10 protein-coding genes are annotated in these 17,752 nt (G+C 59.5%); 9 read left to right on the forward strand and 1 reads right to left on the reverse strand.

Translation table 11 applies throughout. The annotated features are described in order from the left end of the window. Positions 1-191 precede the first annotated feature (191 nt). Genes REA38_RS15330 through REA38_RS15340 form a run of 3 tightly spaced genes read left to right on the forward strand, consistent with a single transcriptional unit; the run spans position 192 to position 4,764 of the window. The gene (locus REA38_RS15330; RefSeq protein ID WP_308886172.1) at positions 192-2,981 is read left to right on the forward strand and encodes a molybdopterin cofactor-binding domain-containing protein; all 2,790 of its coding nucleotides are present in this window, start codon (positions 192-194) and stop codon (positions 2,979-2,981) included. Next, complete coding sequence (locus REA38_RS15335; RefSeq protein WP_033635931.1) at positions 2,978-3,532, forward strand: (2Fe-2S)-binding protein; 555 nt, start codon at positions 2,978-2,980, stop codon at positions 3,530-3,532. The genes REA38_RS15330 and REA38_RS15335 overlap by 4 nt, the downstream gene beginning before the upstream one ends. Further along, positions 3,529-4,764, forward strand: a complete 1,236-nt coding sequence (locus REA38_RS15340) for a c-type cytochrome (protein ID WP_197766273.1) — start codon at positions 3,529-3,531, stop codon at positions 4,762-4,764. The genes REA38_RS15335 and REA38_RS15340 overlap by 4 nt, the downstream gene beginning before the upstream one ends. 63 nt (positions 4,765-4,827) lie before the next feature. Here REA38_RS15340 and REA38_RS15345 read toward each other — a convergent pair whose 3' ends face one another. Next, positions 4,828-6,204, reverse strand: coding sequence for an amino acid permease (locus REA38_RS15345; RefSeq protein WP_033635929.1), 1,377 nt, complete (start codon positions 6,202-6,204; stop codon positions 4,828-4,830). A gap of 631 nt (positions 6,205-6,835) precedes the next feature. Here REA38_RS15345 and pdhR point away from each other — a divergent pair. The 6 genes from pdhR to yacL all read left to right on the forward strand — a co-directional run bounded on the left by pdhR (position 6,836) and on the right by yacL (position 17,598). Next, positions 6,836-7,600 carry a pyruvate dehydrogenase complex transcriptional repressor PdhR gene (gene pdhR / locus REA38_RS15350; RefSeq protein ID WP_004937490.1) on the forward strand — a complete coding sequence of 255 codons (765 nt, stop codon included), beginning with the start codon at positions 6,836-6,838 and terminating at the stop codon, positions 7,598-7,600. A 165-nt stretch (positions 7,601-7,765) separates the two neighbouring features. Then, positions 7,766-10,429: a pyruvate dehydrogenase (acetyl-transferring), homodimeric type gene (gene aceE / locus REA38_RS15355; RefSeq protein WP_004937495.1), complete on the forward strand. Its 2,664-nt coding sequence runs from the start codon at positions 7,766-7,768 to the stop codon at positions 10,427-10,429. Between the two features lie 13 nt (positions 10,430-10,442). Then, complete coding sequence (aceF, locus tag REA38_RS15360; protein WP_041036654.1) at positions 10,443-12,326, forward strand: pyruvate dehydrogenase complex dihydrolipoyllysine-residue acetyltransferase; 1,884 nt, start codon at positions 10,443-10,445, stop codon at positions 12,324-12,326. A 233-nt stretch (positions 12,327-12,559) separates the two neighbouring features. After that, positions 12,560-13,984: a dihydrolipoyl dehydrogenase gene (gene lpdA, locus REA38_RS15365; RefSeq protein WP_004937500.1), complete on the forward strand. Its 1,425-nt coding sequence runs from the start codon at positions 12,560-12,562 to the stop codon at positions 13,982-13,984. A gap of 514 nt (positions 13,985-14,498) precedes the next feature. Then, entirely contained in the window at positions 14,499-17,096 is a 2,598-nt protein-coding gene (gene acnB, locus REA38_RS15370) for a bifunctional aconitate hydratase 2/2-methylisocitrate dehydratase (RefSeq protein WP_033635927.1), read from the forward strand. 139 nt (positions 17,097-17,235) lie between these two features. Then, positions 17,236-17,598 (forward strand): protein YacL, encoded by a 363-nt coding sequence (yacL, locus tag REA38_RS15375; protein ID WP_004937507.1) that lies wholly within the window; start codon positions 17,236-17,238, stop codon positions 17,596-17,598. Positions 17,599-17,752 lie beyond the last annotated feature (154 nt).

Consider the following 17,752-nt stretch of genomic DNA (forward strand, 5'->3'; position numbering starts at 1 on the left):
GCGCAAATTATTTATTAGCCTACAAACTACCTGTGTTTTGTAAATGTTTTTTTGTTGAAAACAGCTTGTTAATCATCACATAATTTTAGTTATAAGCATATGCTTATGACGTCTACGGCAAGGTCGTCAGCGTTTGCGCAACAACACCGCGAACAAAAACCAATTACAAGAAAGACGTGAAGGACTTATTTATGAGCAATTTCAACCCGTCGCGGCGCCGCTTTATCAAAGGCGCCGTGATTGCGGGGGTGTCCGTGTACCTCGCGCCCCTGTACAGCCGCGCCTACGCCGCGCTGTTCGAGCAAAAAATCCTCCAGTCACCCAACTGGGATCCGCAGACCAAACGCGTCCGTTTCCGTATCGATGGCCGCGCCAAGGTCATGGGGCAGAAGGTGTTCGCGCGCGACATCCGCGCGGTGGACATGCCGCACTGGCCGCAGAAACAGGCGCACGCCTTCATTCTTCGCGTCACTAAAGCCGACCGGCTGTTCGAGGGCGTCGATCTGTCGCTGCTGGGGGACGACCTGCAGCCGGATCGCCTGGTGACGGCGGAAGATCTGGCGCGCGACGGCCTGGCCTTCCCGGCGTTCTACGGCGACGACATGCTGCTGCCGAGCGGCAAAACCCCGGCCTATCTCGGCCAGGCGGTGGCGATACTGATCTATCACGACTTCGCCCGTTTCCGCTTCGCCAAGGACAAGCTGAAATTCCGTGAGGAAACCATCAAATACGGCGCGGTCACCGGCCCGCTGGAGCGCGATCCCTGGGGCAGCTTCCGCTATGTGCGGGTGGGGGGCGATCAGCCGTTCGACGACGATCGCTTCTCCAGCCTGAAGGACACGCCGATCTTCCCGGTGTCGATGAAAAAACACCTGCCGGTGTGGCCGGAAGGGCGCGAGGGCGGCAAGCTGGATCAGGAAGGCATGCGCTATGCGGGCCTGATCGCCGACGAGATGGCCAATCCGCCGGCCGATTGGCTGGTGATGTCGCGCCGCTACACCACGCAGTCGATCGACACCTCGGCGCTGGAGCCGGACAACGCCAACGGCTGGTTCGATGCCGAGACGCAAACGCTGCATCTGGTGGTGCCGACCCAGTCGCCGCAGGAAGTGGCCGACGAGATGCCGCGCATGCTGGCCAAGCGCAACCCGCCGGTGAAACAGCTGATCCTGCACCCGTGCTACACCGTGGGCTACGGCTCGAAAGATCACTACAACTTCCCGTATTACGGCGCGGTGGCGGCGATGTACGGCGACGGCCACCCGGTGCGCCTGGCCAACGATCGCTTCGAGCAGTTCCAGACGGCGCTGAAGCGCCACGCGTTCGACATGAATTACCGCATCGCGGTGAATAAGCAGACCGGCGTCATGCAGTCGTTCCTCGGCGACATGACCGCGGACGGCGGCGGCCGCAGCAACTTTACCCCTTCGGTGGTGATGGTCGGCGCGACCGCCGCCCAGTCGATTTACTACTTCCCGAAAAGCGATCTGTCGTCGGTCGGGCTGGCCTCACGCGCCATCGACGCCGGCTCGGCGCGCGGTTACGGCACGCTGCAGAGCATGGCCGCCACCGAGATGATGGTGGATGAGCTGGCCGCCGAGCTGAAGATCGACCCGATCGAGTTCCGCCTGCGCAACGTGCTGAAATCCGGCATGAAAAACACCCAGGGGGCGATCCCGGCCGGTGCGATCCGCGCCGATGAAGTGCTGGAGAAGGCGGCGAAGCATGAGATGTGGCTCAAGCGCGCCGAACGCAAGGCCGAGTTTGAGAGCCGCCATCCCGGCAAGCGCTATGGCGTTGGCTTCGGCTGCGTGCAGAAAGACTTCGGCACCGGGGCGGAAACCTCGTTCGCCCGGGTGGAGCTGAGCGAAGACGGCCGCATCACGCTGCATCACAGCGGCGCGGAGATGGGCACCGGCATGTCGACCTCGCAGTCGGTATTGTGTGCGCAGTGGCTGGGAAAACCGGCCGACGAAGCGCATTTCTCGGTCATCGACTGGTCGGTGCTGCCGATGGTCACCAGCGGCGATCCCTACCTGATGTCGCAGGAGGAGCAGGACAAGCTGCAAACCAACCCTAACTGGACGCCGAGCTACTGTTCGCCGTCCAGCGCCAGCAACTCGGCCTATTACTTCTCGCACAGCACCCGCGAAGCGGCGCGCCTGATCTTCGATCACGGCCTGTGGCCGGCGGCGATGGCGCTGTGGCAGGCCGGCATCGGCGGCGGGCAGGCGGCGCCGCTGGTGGTGCGGCGTGAAGATGCGCGTTGGGTCGAAGGCGGCCTGACGGCGGCGGGCATGTCGGTGCTGAGCCTCGAGCTGCTGGCCAAGACGGCCTATCAGATGGGCGGCGTCACCGGCGCGGCGGTGCACGTCTTCAACCGCTGGCAGTGGGCGGAGGCCGATTTCACGCTGAACGGCAAAAGCGAGCGCTTGCCGATCGACGGCATGGCGCTGCGCAACGCCGGCGGCGAATTCAAACCGCTGGCGCGTGGGCAGGTCTACTACCCGCCAACCCAGCGTAACAATGCGGCGGTGACCTACTACAGCGCCGTTGGCACGCTGGCGGAAGTGGCGGTAGATATCGCCACCGGCCAGGTGGAATTGCTGAATCACCATTCGATCATGGAGTGCGGCAACCTGATCGTGCCGGAACTGGTTTCCGGCCAGCTGCAGGGCGGGCTGGCGATGGGGATCGGCCATGCGCTGCACGAATATTTACCGCTGTACGAAGACGGGCCGGGCAACGGCACCTGGAACTTCAACCGTTACCACCTGCCGCGCGCCAGCGACGTGGCGGTGTGGAAGCAGAGCGGCGACATCCTGCCGGCGCTGTCGGAAACCGATCCGCCGAAAGGCATGGCGGAGGTGGTGATGATCCCGATCGTGGCCGCGCTGGTCAACGCCATCGCCGACGCCACCGGTCACCGTTTCCGTGATTTGCCCGTTCGTGCAGAAAATATTCGTGAGGTATTACAATGAGCATTAAAACCCAGCCGATCTCCCTGACCATCAACCAGAAGCAATACGGCCCGATCGAGGTGCCGGAAGGCCTGATGATGATCGATTTCCTGCACGAATACCTTGATCTGACCGGTTCGCGCCTCGGCTGCGGGCAGGGCATTTGCCACGCCTGCGTGGCGATCGTCGATCACCCGAGCGGCACCAGTGAAGAGGTGCGCACCTGCATCACCGGCGCGCATTTCTTCAACGGCAAGAAAGTGCGTACCGTCGAAGGCCACGCCAGGGTGGACGAGCAGGGCGAGGTGGTTGAACTGTCGCCGATCCAGCAGGCGTTTCTGGAGCACTACAGCTTCCAGTGCGGCTATTGCACGCCGGGCTTCGTCAATGCCGCCACCATTTTCGTGGAAAAGCTCAAGCGTGAACCTATCGCTCGCGAGCAGCTGGAAAGCGCCATCGAGCAGGCGCTGGACAGCCACATCTGCCGCTGCACCGGCTACGTGCGTTACTACGAAGCGGTGCGCGACGTGGTGCTGAAAACGCCGGGCCTGCTGAAGGAGACGGCGCAATGAAAAAACGTCTCGCAGTATTGATTGTGCTGGTGGCGATCGTGGTGATTGCGCTGCTGTGGTGGCGGGAAAACCGCCGTTACGACGGTCCGGTGCAGCAGGTGACCGCCGGCGCCGAACAGATCGCCCGCGGCCGCTATCTGGCGCAGGCCGCCGACTGCGCCGCCTGTCATACCGCCAGCGGCGGGGCGCCGTTGGCCGGCGGCTATCCGCTGGAAACGCCGTTCGGCACGATTTACGGCAGCAATCTGACGCCGTCGGCCGACCACGGCATCGGGCGCTGGACCAGGGACGACTTCTTCCTGGCGCTGACGCAGGGCGTGGCGCCGGGCGGGCGACACCTGTACCCGGCGATGCCTTACACCTCGTACAAGGGCATGTCGCGTCAGGACGCCGACGACATCTACGCTTACCTGATGACGCGCCCGGCGGTGGACGTGGCCATTCCGGCCAACGAGATGCCGTTCCCGTTCAACCAGCGCATGGCGCTGATCGGCTGGAACCTGCTGTTCCGCAGCCAGGATCCGCTGCCGGCCAGTTCGCAGGGCAGCTCGCCGCAATGGCAGCGCGGCCGCTATCTGGCCGACGTGCTGGGCCACTGTGGCGAATGCCACACGCCGCGCGGCGCGCTGGGGCAGATGGATCTCGCCAAGCCGATGCAGGGCGGCGATCTCGGCCGCTTCATGGCGCCGGACATTACGCCGCACGGCCTGGCGCAGCGCGGCTGGACGCCGCAGGACATCAGCCGCTTCCTCAGCACCGGCCTCGCGCCGCAGGGTTCCGCCTTCAGCGAGATGCACATGGTGGTTGATCTCAGCACCCGGCATTTAACGCCGGAAGACCATCAGGCGCTGGCGCTGTATCTGATGGGCGAGCAGCCGCCGGCGGCTGTGCCGGTGAAAATGGGCCAGGGCAGTGATGCCGGGCGCATGGCCTATCTGGATCAGTGCGCCGGCTGCCACGCGCGCGAAGGCGAGGGCAAACCGCACGTCGCACCGGCGATGCGCGATAACGCCACGCTGCGCCAGGTGGACGGCAAGAACCTGATCGTGTCGGTGCTGGACGGCTTGCCGGCTCAGCAGTTCCCGAACGGCGAAAGCATGCAGAGCATGCCGGGCTTCGGCGAACGGCTGAGCGATGCCGACGTGGCGGAGCTGGTGAATTATCTGCGCGTGACCTGGGGCGGCTTGCCGGCGGACATCACCGCCGAACAGGTGAAAGCGCTGCGCAAGTAAGCGGCGTTCAGGCGAAAAAAATGGCCCGCATCTGCGGGCCATTTTACTGTGCGGTCACGGGGTTCAACGGCTGGTGACGCCGTCGACGCGTTGGCTGCGCTGTTTGATGGCGTAACCGACGGCCAGGATCGCCACCCACACCGGGATCAGCAGCACCGAGATTTGAATGCCCGGCGTCAGGTACATGATCACCAGGATGCCGGCCATGAACAGCAGGCACAGGTAGTTGCTGAACGGGTACCAGAAGGCTTTGAACTTCGGCACCACGCCTTCGCGATTTTTAGCGGCGCGGAACTTCAGGTGCGCCAGGCTGATCATCGCCCAGTTGATCACCAGCGCCGATACCACCAACGCCATCAACAGTTCGAAGGCGCGGCCCGGGATCAGGTAGTTAATCAGCACGCACAGCGCGGTGGCGAGGGCGGAAATGCCGATGGCCACCACCGGCACGCCGCGACCGTCGACCTTCAACAGGCTTTTCGGGCCGTTGCCCTGCTGCGCCAGGCCGTACAGCATGCGGCTGTTGCAGTAGACGCAGCTGTTGTACACCGACAGCGCGGCGGTAAGCACCACGATGTTCAGCACGGTCGCCACCAGGTTGCTGTTCAGCGCGTGGAAGATCAGCACGAACGGGCTGCCGCCTTCGACCACTTTGCCCCAAGGGTACAGCGACAGCAGAATGGCCAGCGAACCGATATAGAAGATCAGGATGCGGTAGATCACCTGATTGGTGGCTTTCGGAATGCTCTTTTGCGGGTCGTCGGCTTCGGCGGCGGTGATGCCGACCAGCTCGAGGCCGCCGAAGGAGAACATGATCACCGCCATCGCCATCACCAGGCCCATGACGCCGTTGGGGAAGAACCCGCCCTGCGCCCACAGGTTGGTGACGGTGGCCTCCGGGCCGCCCATGCCGCTGAACAGCAGGTAGGCGCCGAACACGATCATGCCGATAATCGCCACCACCTTGATGATGGCGAACCAGAACTCCATCTCGCCGTAAACTTTGACGTTGGCCAGGTTGATGGCGTTGATCGCCAGGAAGAATACCGCGGCGGAAACCCAGGTGGGGATCTCCGGCCACCAGTACTGCACGTAGATGCCGACCGCGGTCAGTTCCGCCATCGCCACCAGGACATACAGCACCCAGTAGTTCCAGCCGGAGGCGAAGCCGGCGAAGTTGCCCCAGTATTTGTAGGCGAAGTGGCTGAAGGAACCGGCAACCGGCTCTTCCACCACCATCTCCCCCAACTGGCGCATGATCAGAAACGCGATGAAGCCGCCGATGGCGTAGCCGAGAAGCACTGACGGGCCGGCCATTTTTATTGTTTGAGCGATACCGAGAAATAACCCGGTGCCGATTGCGCCACCTAAGGCGATGAGCTGAATATGGCGGTTTTTCAGGCCGCGTTTCAGCTGGTCACCATGCTGTTGACCATCCATCAATCAAACCCTCTGTCGTTGTGAATGCCCACATGCCTGTAAAGCAGTGGTTACGATGTGTGTTTTGTTTTATTTACGGCGTTATAGCTATTAATTCCACGGTGCCGCTACCGTTTGGCAGAGAATAATGTTATGCGCGTCGGTTTGCACCTGCTTTGTCGTGTGAGTGATTAAGATTGCAGCAGTTTAGGAAACAAAATGCGGGTTGTGTGACGGCGGGAGGGATTCAGTGCATGAAATAAGCAACAAATCACATAATGCGCAAAAATAACGTAGATCCGAGCGGCGGCGCGCGTTCAAATAATGAACGAATCACCGTGGCGCTGCTCGCCAAATAGCCATTCATTAAAGCGTCATAACCATGCAATAAAACTTGGGCAAAAAGTTTGCACTCTTCCTTGCGTAAGGTTTGGTAAAAGTTAAATCCCCAACCCGGCGCGTAAATGGTAATACCATCACGGCGTTACCGGTTTGCAGCGGGGTTTTCAGCGGGGTGTTAAAATGTGCGGGTAACCTGATTTCGATCAAGGCCCGTATGGACAGGAGGTGAATACTTTGTTACTTTACCGTCACGTTTTTGAAATTGGTATTACCAATTGACTCCGCGCCATTCGCAGAGAAGAATTCACTCATGGCCTACAGCAAAATCCGCCAACCCAAGTTGTCAGATGTTATCGAGCAACAGCTCGAATATCTGATCCTCGAGGGGACACTGCGCCCAGGCGAAAAACTGCCTCCGGAGCGCGAGCTGGCGAAACAATTTGATGTCTCCCGTCCTTCTCTGAGAGAGGCCATTCAGCGCCTGGAAGCGAAAGGGCTGCTCCTGCGTCGTCAGGGCGGTGGCACCTTCGTGCAAACTAATCTGTGGCAGAGCTTCAGCGATCCGCTGGCCGAGCTGCTGGCCGACCATCCCGAATCACAGTTCGATCTGCTGGAAACCCGTCACGCGCTGGAAGGCATTGCCGCCTATTACGCGGCGCTGCGCGGCACCGATGAAGATCTGGCGCGCATCCGCGACTGCCACATCGTGATTCAACAGGCTCAAGACAGCGGCGATCTCGACGCCGAAGCCGATGCGGTCATGCAGTATCAAATCGCCGTGACCGAAGCTGCCCACAACGTTGTGTTACTTCACCTGCTACGCTGCATGGGGCCGATGCTGGAACAGAACGTGCGTCAGAACTTTGAATTGCTCTACTCGCGCCGTGAGATGTTGGCAAAAGTGAGCAGCCACCGCGCCGGAATTTTTGAGGCGATTGTGGCACGCGAGCCGGAAAAGGCCCGTGAAGCCTCGCATCGCCACTTGGCGTTTATCGAGGAAATCTTGCTGGATCTCAGCCGGGAGCATACTCGGCGCGAGAGATCGCTACGGCGTCTCCAGCAACGCAAGGATTAAGAGCTGTCCTCTTCAGGGTACACCAGCCTGCGGGGGTTAAGTTCGAGGTACTTAGTTAAGTACTTAAGCGGCAACTAAACTGATGGGCCTGTCTTCGTGTGTTTTTGCACAGAGCACAGGAAGACAGGCTCCAAACAAACCATTAGACAGATAAGGAATACCACCATGTCAGAACGTTTAAACAATGACGTGGATCCGATCGAAACCCGCGACTGGCTGCAGGCGATCGAATCGGTCATCCGTGAAGAGGGTGTTGAGCGAGCTCAGTTTCTGATTGATCAGGTATTGGGAGAAGCCCGCAAAGGCGGCGTTAACGTTGCGGCCGGTGCTGCAGCGCACAACTACGTCAACACCATCGCGGTAGAAGACGAACCGGCCTACCCAGGCAACCTGGATCTGGAACGCCGCATTCGCTCAGCGATCCGTTGGAACGCGATCATGACCGTTCTTCGCGCATCCAAAAAAGACCTGGAGCTGGGCGGCCACATGGCTTCCTTCCAGTCTTCCGCGACCTTCTATGAAGTCTGCTTTAACCACTTCTTCCGCGCACGCAACGAGAAAGACGGCGGCGACCTGGTGTACTTCCAGGGCCACATCTCTCCGGGCGTTTACGCGCGTGCCTTCCTTGAAGGCCGCCTGACCGAAGAACAGATGAACAACTTCCGTCAGGAAGTGCACGGCAACGGCCTGTCCTCTTACCCGCATCCTAAGCTGATGCCGGAATTCTGGCAGTTCCCGACCGTTTCCATGGGCCTGGGCCCAATCAGCGCCATCTATCAGGCGAAGTTCCTGAAATACCTGGAACACCGCGGCCTGAAAGACACCTCTGAGCAGACCGTTTACGCCTTCCTGGGCGACGGCGAGATGGATGAGCCGGAATCCAAAGGCGCCATCACCATCGCGACCCGCGAGAAGCTGGACAACCTGGTGTTCGTCATCAACTGCAACCTGCAGCGCCTGGACGGCCCGGTCACCGGCAACGGCAAGATCATCAACGAACTGGAAGGCATCTTCTCCGGCGCAGGCTGGCAGGTGCTGAAAGTGATCTGGGGCGGCCGTTGGGACGAACTGCTGCGTAAAGACACCAGCGGTAAACTGGTTCAGCTGATGAACGAGACCCTGGACGGCGACTACCAGACCTTCAAATCCAAAGACGGCGCTTACGTGCGCGAGCACTTCTTCGGCCGTTACCCGGAAACCGCGGCGCTGGTCAAAGACATGACCGACGACGAAATCTGGGCGCTGAACCGTGGTGGTCACGATCCGAAGAAAATCTTCGCTGCACTGAAAAAAGCGCAGGACACCAAAGGCAAACCGACCGTTATCCTGGCCCACACCATCAAAGGTTACGGCATGGGTGAAACCGCGGAAGGTAAAAACATCGCTCACCAGGTGAAGAAAATGAACATGGAAGGGGTTCACCACTTCCGCGATCGTTTCAACGTGCCGGTTGCCGATGCTGACATCGAAAAACTGCCGTACATCACCTTCGAGAAAGATTCCGAAGAGTACAAATACCTGCACGAACGTCGCCAGGCGCTGAAAGGCTACGTGCCGACGCGTCTGCCGGAGTTCACCCAGAAACTGGAAATGCCGGCGCTGGAAGATTTCAGCTCGCTGCTGGAAGAGCAGAACAAAGAGATCTCCACCACTATCGCCTTCGTGCGTGCCCTGAACGTGATGCTGAAGAACAAGTCGATCAAAGATCGCCTGGTGCCAATCATCGCCGACGAAGCGCGTACCTTCGGTATGGAAGGTCTGTTCCGTCAGATCGGTATCTACAGCCCGAACGGCCAGCAGTACACCCCGCAGGACCGTGAACAGGTTGCTTACTACAAAGAAGACGAGAAAGGCCAAATCCTGCAGGAAGGCATCAATGAACTGGGCGCAGCCTCTTCCTGGCTGGCCGCAGCGACTTCCTACAGCACCAACGATCTGCCGATGATTCCGTTCTACATCTACTACTCGATGTTCGGTTTCCAACGTATCGGCGACCTGTGCTGGGCAGCGGGCGACCAACAGGCGCGCGGCTTCCTGATCGGCGGGACCTCGGGCCGTACTACCCTGAACGGCGAAGGTCTGCAGCACGAAGATGGCCACAGCCACATTCAGTCTCTGACCATCCCTAACTGCATCTCTTACGATCCGGCTTACGCGTACGAAGTGGCGGTGATCATGCACGACGGTCTGGTGCGCATGTATGGCGACAACCCGGAAAACGTGTACTACTACCTGACCACGCTGAACGAAAACTACCACATGCCTGCGATGCCGCAGGGTGCGGAAGAAGGTATCCGCAAGGGTATCTACAAGCTGGAAACGCTGGAAGGCAGCAAAGGCAAGGTACAGCTGCTGGGCTCCGGCGCCATCCTGCGCCACGTGCGCGAAGCTGCGCAGATCCTGGCGAAGGACTACGGCGTGGGTTCCGACACCTACAGCGTGACCTCGTTCACCGAACTGGCGCGCGACGGCCAGGACTGCGAGCGCTGGAACATGCTGCACCCAACCGAAACGCCACGCGTGCCTTACATCGCTCAGGTGATGAGCGACGCGCCGGCGGTAGCTTCTACCGACTACATGAAACTGTTCGCCGAACAGGTTCGTACTTATGTGCCGGCCAGCGACTATCGCGTACTGGGCACCGACGGCTTCGGTCGTTCGGACAGCCGCGAAAACCTGCGTCACCACTTCGAAGTCGATGCATCCTACGTGGTGGTTGCTGCTCTGGGTGAACTGGCTAAACGCGGTGAGATCGAAGCTTCTGTGGTTGCCGATGCAATCAAGAAATTCGACATCAACCCGGAAAAAGTTAACCCGCGTCTGGCCTAAGAGGTACTGAATAATGTCTATCGAAATCAACGTACCGGACATCGGTGCAGATGAAGTCGAAATCACCGAGATTCTGGTGAAGGTCGGCGATAAAGTTGAAGCGGAACAATCGCTGATCACCGTGGAAGGCGACAAGGCTTCCATGGAAGTGCCATCCCCGCAGGCGGGCGTGGTGAAAGAGATCAAAGTGGCGGTCGGCGATAAAACCGAAACCGGCAAACTGATCATGATCTTCGAAGCGGCAGGCGCAGCGGAAGCTGCACCGGCGGCGAAAGCGGAAGAAAAACCGGCGGCAGCAGCAGCTGCCCCGGCCGCCGCTGCGGCCAAAGACGTTGCCGTGCCGGACATCGGCGCCGACGAAGTCGAAGTGACCGAGATCCTGGTGAAAGTGGGCGACAAGGTGGAAGCCGAGCAGTCCCTGATCACCGTGGAAGGCGACAAGGCTTCCATGGAAGTCCCTGCGCCGTTCGCGGGTACCGTGAAAGAGATCAAGATCGCGACCGGCGACAAAGTGAAAACCGGTTCCCTGATCATGGTGTTCGAAGTGGCCGGCGCCGCTTCCGCTGCGGCCCCGGCTACGGCTGAAGCACCGGCTGCCGCTGCAGCGCCTGCGGCCTCTGCGGCCAAAGACGTCGCCGTGCCGGATATTGGCGGCGACGAAGTCGAAGTGACCGAAGTGATGGTTAAGGTGGGCGACAAGGTTGCCGCCGAGCAGTCTCTGATCACCGTGGAAGGCGACAAGGCCTCCATGGAAGTGCCTGCACCGTTCGCGGGTACCGTGAAAGAGATCAAGATCGCGACCGGCGACAAAGTGAAAACCGGCTCCCTGATCATGGTGTTCGAAGTGGAAGGCGCTGCGCCTGCCGCTGCCGCCGTTCCAGCCGCTAAAGCGGAAGCTGCGCCGGCGCCGGCCGCCGCGAAAGCCGCCGCTCCGGCTGCGAAAGCTGACGACAAAGGCGAGTTCGCCGAGAACGCGGCATACGTGCACGCGACCCCGGTCATTCGTCGTCTGGCGCGTGAATTCGGCGTTAACCTGGCGAAAGTGAAAGGCACCGGTCGTAAAGGTCGCATCCTGCGCGAAGACGTTCAGGCTTACGTGAAAGACGCGGTGAAACGCGCTGAAGCGGCCCCGGCCGCTGCCGGCGGCGGTCTGCCAGGCATGCTGCCATGGCCGAAAGTGGACTTCAGCAAGTTCGGCGAGATCGAAGAAGTCGAAATGGGCCGCATCCAGAAGATCTCTGGCGCGAACCTGAGCCGCAACTGGGTGATGATCCCGCACGTGACTCACTTCGACAAAACCGACATCACCGATCTGGAAGCGTTCCGCAAACAGCAGAACGAAGAAGCGGCCAAGCGCAAGCTGGACGTGAAGTTCACGCCTGTCGTGTTCATCATGAAAGCCGTTGCTGCCGCTCTGGAGCAGATGCCGCGCTTCAACAGCTCGCTGTCCGAAGACGGTCAGAAGCTGACGCTGAAGAAATACATCAACATCGGCGTGGCGGTAGATACCCCGAACGGCCTGGTGGTTCCGGTGTTCAAGGACGTGAACAAGAAGAGCATCACCGAGCTGTCTCGCGAACTGATGACCATCTCCAAGAAAGCGCGCGACGGCAAGCTGACCGCGGGCGAGATGCAGGGCGGCTGCTTCACCATCTCCAGCCTGGGTGGCATCGGGACGACTCACTTCGCGCCGATCGTCAACGCGCCGGAAGTGGCTATCCTGGGCGTCTCCAAGTCTGCGATGGAGCCGGTCTGGAACGGTAAAGAGTTCATGCCGCGCCTGATGATGCCGATGTCGCTGTCCTTCGACCACCGTGTTATCGACGGTGCCGATGGTGCGCGCTTCATCACCATCATCAACAACATGTTGTCCGACATTCGCCGTCTGGTGATGTAATGCAAAAGGGGCGCAGCATGCTGCGCCCCTGACGATTCTGTAGCAGTTTTGTCGGATTTTGCATAACTCGACAAAATTGTTGAGACACGGGTCACTCGAACACGCTTTGCAGATTATTAACAATTCTGTAAACTGCTCGCGGTGTAAGCGTCCCGGTGGATGAAGGGCGTTATGAGATCGATTAGCAATAAAAATGACGTCTGACCCGCCGGACAATCAATTAAGAGGTCATGATGAGTACTGAAATTAAAACTCAGGTCGTGGTACTTGGGGCGGGCCCGGCAGGTTACTCTGCAGCCTTTCGTTGCGCTGACTTAGGTCTTGAAACCGTTCTGGTTGAACGTTATTCCACTCTGGGCGGGGTTTGCCTGAACGTGGGATGTATCCCTTCCAAAGCACTGCTGCACGTTGCCAAAGTGATCGAAGAAGCCAAAGCGCTGGCCGAACACGGCATCGTTTTCGGCGAGCCGAAAACCGACATCGACAAAGTGCGCGTCTGGAAAGAAAAAGTCATCACTCAGCTGACCGGCGGTCTGGCTGGCATGGCGAAAGGCCGTAAAGTGAAAGTGGTCAACGGCCTGGGCAAGTTCACCGGTGCTAACACCCTGGTTGTTGAAGGCGAAAACGGCCCAACCACCATCAACTTCGACAACGCCATCATCGCTGCAGGTTCTCGTCCGATCCAACTGCCATTCATTCCTCATGAAGATCCACGCGTGTGGGATTCCACCGATGCGCTGGAGCTGAAAACCGTCCCAGAGCGTCTGCTGGTTATGGGCGGCGGCATCATCGGCCTGGAAATGGGCACCGTATACCATGCGCTGGGTTCACAGATCGACGTCGTTGAGATGTTCGATCAGGTTATCCCGGCGGCAGATAAAGACGTGGTGAAAGTCTTCACCAAACGTATCAGCAAGCAGTTCAACCTGATGCTGGAAACCAAAGTGACCGCGGTAGAAGCCAAAGAAGACGGCATCTACGTCACGATGGAAGGTAAAAAAGCGCCGGCAGAACCACAGCGTTACGACGCGGTGCTGGTGGCGATCGGCCGCGTGCCGAACGGCAAACTGCTGGATGCCGGCAAAGCCGGTGTTGAAGTTGACGAGCGTGGCTTCATCAACGTCGACAAACAGCTGCGCACCAACGTGCCGCACATCTTCGCTATCGGCGACATCGTCGGTCAGCCGATGCTGGCGCACAAAGGCGTGCACGAAGGCCACGTTGCCGCAGAAGTTATCGCCGGCATGAAGCACTACTTCGATCCGAAAGTGATCCCATCCATCGCTTACACCGAGCCGGAAGTGGCATGGGTGGGTCTGACCGAGAAAGAAGCGAAAGAGAAAGGCATCAGCTACGAAACCTCCACCTTCCCGTGGGCGGCTTCCGGCCGTGCGATCGCTTCCGACTGTGCAGACGGCATGACCAAACTGATCTTCGACAAAGAAACTCACCGCATCATCGGTGGCGCGATTGTCGGCACCAACGGCGGCGAACTGCTGGGTGAAATCGGTCTGGCTATCGAGATGGGCTGCGACGCGGAAGACATCGCGCTGACCATCCACGCTCACCCGACCCTGCACGAATCCGTGGGCCTGGCGGCGGAGATCTACGAAGGCAGCATCACCGACCTGCCTAACCCGAAAGCCAAGAAGAAGTAATTCTGCTGGCTTGACCGGTTAACAAGCGGCTCCTGAAAAGGGGCCGTTTTTTTTGCTCAAACTCAGAAAGCGGTTTTTTTGTGGCCGCTGCGCCAAATTCCGATCCTCCTGCTTATATCCATTCTAATTATATGGATATAATGCCCTGCTAGTCCGGCAGCCGATTACGCTGCGCTCAACGATTCAGCAAAGATTTAATGTTGCTTTTATGTGAACGAATTAACAACCGTTTCAAATCCTGATATGCTGGCTGAGCGGAACCGGGCACTGTACCTTACAGTCCAGGACATCGACAGCAGTGCCCCGTCGGGATAGATGGCATCAATATCGCCGTGCGCTCTACCCATCAGTCTTTCATGCTGTAACGCTGTTTGACCGTGTCTGTTTGCCCCAATCACCGTTTCGGGGCCTTTACGGGCCGATCGCCTAGCCACAGAGTGAAACCCCAAGGGTATAAACCCGGTTTGCATATACGCCAGGCACAATAAATGACAATGAGAGCGAGGAGAACGTCGTGCTAGAAGAATACCGTAAGCACGTAGCCGAGCGTGCTGCTGAGGGCATCGCCCCTAAGCCGCTAGACGCCACCCAAATGGCCGCGCTGGTCGAACTACTGAAGAATCCGCCAAAAGGCGAAGAAGAATTCCTGTTAGACCTGCTGATTAACCGTGTTCCACCGGGCGTCGACGAAGCCGCCTACGTCAAAGCAGGTTTCCTGGCGGCCATCGCCAAAGGTGAAGCGACATCCCCCCTGGTTACCCCCGAGAAAGCCATTGAACTGTTAGGCACCATGCAGGGCGGCTATAACATTCACCCGCTGATCGAAGCGCTGGATAACGAAACGCTGGCGCCTATCGCCGCGAAAGCGCTGTCCCACACGCTGCTGATGTTCGACAACTTCTACGACGTGGAAGAGAAGGCCAAGGCCGGTAACCCGCACGCCAAGCAGATCATGCAGTCCTGGGCCGACGCCGAATGGTACTTGTCGCGCCCTGAGCTGGCGGAAAAGATCACCGTCACCGTGTTCAAAGTCACCGGCGAAACCAACACCGATGACCTTTCTCCGGCGCCGGACGCCTGGTCGCGCCCGGATATCCCGCTGCACGCGCTGGCGATGCTGAAAAACGAACGTGAAGGCATCGTGCCGGATCAGCCGGGCAGCGTCGGCCCGATCAAACAGATCGAGCTGCTGAACAAAAAAGGCTTCCCGCTGGCTTACGTCGGCGACGTGGTCGGCACCGGTTCTTCCCGTAAATCCGCCACCAACTCCGTGCTGTGGTTTATGGGCGACGACATCCCGCACGTGCCGAACAAGCGCGGCGGCGGCGTGGTGCTGGGCGGCAAGATTGCGCCTATCTTCTTCAACACCATGGAAGATGCCGGCGCCTTGCCGATCGAAGTGGACGTGTCCGAGCTGAACATGGGCGACGTGATCGACGTTTACCCATACAAAGGTGAAGTGCGCAACCACGAAACCGGCGCGCTGATCGCCAACTTCGAGCTGAAAACCGACGTGCTGCTGGATGAAGTGCGCGCCGGCGGCCGTATCCCGCTGATCATCGGCCGCGGCCTGACCACCAAGGCGCGCGAAGCGCTGGGTCTGCCGCACAGCGATGTGTTCCGTATCGCCAAACCGGTCGCCGCCAGCAGCAAAGGCTTCTCGCTGGCGCAGAAAATGGTCGGCCGCGCCTGCGGCGTCGCCGGCATTCGCCCTGGCGAATACTGCGAACCGAAGATGACCTCCGTCGGTTCTCAGGACACCACCGGCCCGATGACCCGCGATGAGCTGAAAGACCTGGCCTGCCTCGGCTTCTCCGCCGATCTGGTCATGCAGTCATTCTGCCACACCGCCGCGTACCCGAAACCGGTCGACGTGACCACGCACCACACGCTGCCTGACTTCATCATGAACCGCGGCGGCGTCTCGCTGCGTCCGGGCGACGGCGTGATCCACTCCTGGCTGAACCGCATGCTGCTGCCTGACACCGTCGGCACCGGCGGCGATTCCCACACCCGCTTCCCGATCGGCATCTCCTTCCCGGCCGGTTCCGGCCTGGTGGCGTTTGCCGCCGCGACCGGCGTAATGCCGCTGGATATGCCTGAGTCGGTGCTGGTGCGCTTCAAAGGCAAAATGCAGCCGGGCATCACCCTGCGCGATCTGGTGCACGCCATCCCTTACTACGCGATCCAGCAAGGCTTGCTGACCGTCGAGAAGAAGGGCAAGAAAAACATCTTCTCCGGCCGCATCCTGGAGATCGAAGGCCTGCCGGATCTGAAGGTCGAGCAGGCGTTTGAGCTGACCGATGCGTCCGCCGAACGTTCCGCCGCCGGTTGTACCATCAAGCTGGACAAGGCGCCGATCGAAGAGTACCTGAACTCCAACATCGTGCTGCTGAAGTGGATGATCTCCGAAGGTTACGGCGATCGCCGTACGCTGGAGCGCCGTATTCAGGGCATGGAAAAATGGCTGGCGGATCCGCAACTGCTGGAAGGCGATGCGGATGCGGAATACGCGGCGGTGATCGACATCGATCTGAACGAGATCAAAGAGCCGATCCTGTGCGCGCCGAACGATCCTGACGATGCGCGCCTGCTGTCCGACGTGGCCAACAGCAAAATCGATGAAGTGTTCATCGGTTCTTGCATGACCAACATCGGCCACTTCCGCGCGGCCGGCAAACTGCTGGATCAGCATAAGGGCCAGCTGCCGACCCGCTTGTGGGTGGCACCGCCAACCAAGATGGACGCGGCTCAGCTGACCGAAGAAGGCTACTACAGCGTCTTCGGCAAGAGCGGCGCACGTATCGAGATCCCGGGTTGCTCGCTGTGCATGGGCAACCAGGCGCGCGTGGCGGACGGTGCGACGGTGGTCTCCACCTCGACCCGTAACTTCCCGAACCGTCTGGGCACCGGCGCCAACGTCTATCTGGCGTCAGCTGAACTGGCTGCGGTTGCGTCCCTGCTGGGCCGCCTGCCGACGCCGGACGAGTACCAGACCTATATGGCGCAGGTCGACAAGACGGCGGCGGATACCTACCGCTACCTGAACTTTGACCAGCTGGGGCAGTACACCGAAAAAGCCGACGGCGTGATCTTCCAAACCGCCGTGTAAGCCGCTATATTGCGCAACTGTTTAACGGGAGGCCTTGGCCTCCCGTTTTATTTTGCTCAGTTGCCAACTTTGCGAGCGCTCACTGAGTTAGTCCGCCATTTATGTTTACACTAAGAAAAAGGGCTCAGGAGGGCATGCTATGGATTACGAATTTCTGCGTGACGTCACCGGTCAGGTGATCGTCAGATTTTCGATGGGGCATGAAGCGATTGGCCACTGGATCAACGAAGAAGTCAAAGGCGATTTCAACCTGCTGGACCGGATTGAAGCCGGTGCGGCCGAGGTCAAAGGCAGTGAACGTCAATGGCAGCTGGAAGGCCATGAATATACGCTGCTGATGGATGGTGAGGAAGTGATGATCCGCGCCAATCAGCTGGAGTTCGAGGGCGATGAAATGGAAGAGGGGATGAATTACTACGACGAAGAAAGCCTCTCATTCTGCGGCGTTGAGGACTTCCTGCTGGTGTTGAAGGCCTATCGTTCTTTCATGCTGAAGTACTAAGCATCAGGGCGCGGCGTGTGAACTGCACCCCAAATGTTGGACACATCTGACATTTGGAGGTGCAGTTCTATGAAGTTTTCGCTGCAAGACAAACTCAGTGCCGTCCGGCATTACCTTGCCGGGCTTGGCAGCCAGCGGCAAACCGCCAGAAAGT

Origin of the sequence: Serratia sp. MF1(2023) (genome assembly GCF_030954545.1) — a bacterium.
In the GTDB taxonomy this organism is placed as follows: domain Bacteria; phylum Pseudomonadota; class Gammaproteobacteria; order Enterobacterales; family Enterobacteriaceae; genus Serratia; species Serratia sarumanii.

Bases quoted from the DNA above. Each gene is read 5' to 3' on its own strand.
- REA38_RS15330 (WP_308886172.1), top strand. From the start codon at position 192: ATGAGCAATTTCAACCCGTCGCGGCGCCGCTTTATCAAAGGCGCCGTG.
- REA38_RS15335 (WP_033635931.1), top strand. From the start codon at position 2,978: ATGAGCATTAAAACCCAGCCGATCTCCCTGACCATCAACCAGAAGCAA.
- REA38_RS15340 (WP_197766273.1), top strand. From the start codon at position 3,529: ATGAAAAAACGTCTCGCAGTATTGATTGTGCTGGTGGCGATCGTGGTG.
- REA38_RS15345 (WP_033635929.1), bottom strand. From the start codon at position 6,204: ATGGATGGTCAACAGCATGGTGACCAGCTGAAACGCGGCCTGAAAAAC.
- pdhR (WP_004937490.1), top strand. From the start codon at position 6,836: ATGGCCTACAGCAAAATCCGCCAACCCAAGTTGTCAGATGTTATCGAG.
- aceE (WP_004937495.1), top strand. From the start codon at position 7,766: ATGTCAGAACGTTTAAACAATGACGTGGATCCGATCGAAACCCGCGAC.
- aceF (WP_041036654.1), top strand. From the start codon at position 10,443: ATGTCTATCGAAATCAACGTACCGGACATCGGTGCAGATGAAGTCGAA.
- lpdA (WP_004937500.1), top strand. From the start codon at position 12,560: ATGAGTACTGAAATTAAAACTCAGGTCGTGGTACTTGGGGCGGGCCCG.
- yacL (WP_004937507.1), top strand. From the start codon at position 17,236: ATGGATTACGAATTTCTGCGTGACGTCACCGGTCAGGTGATCGTCAGA.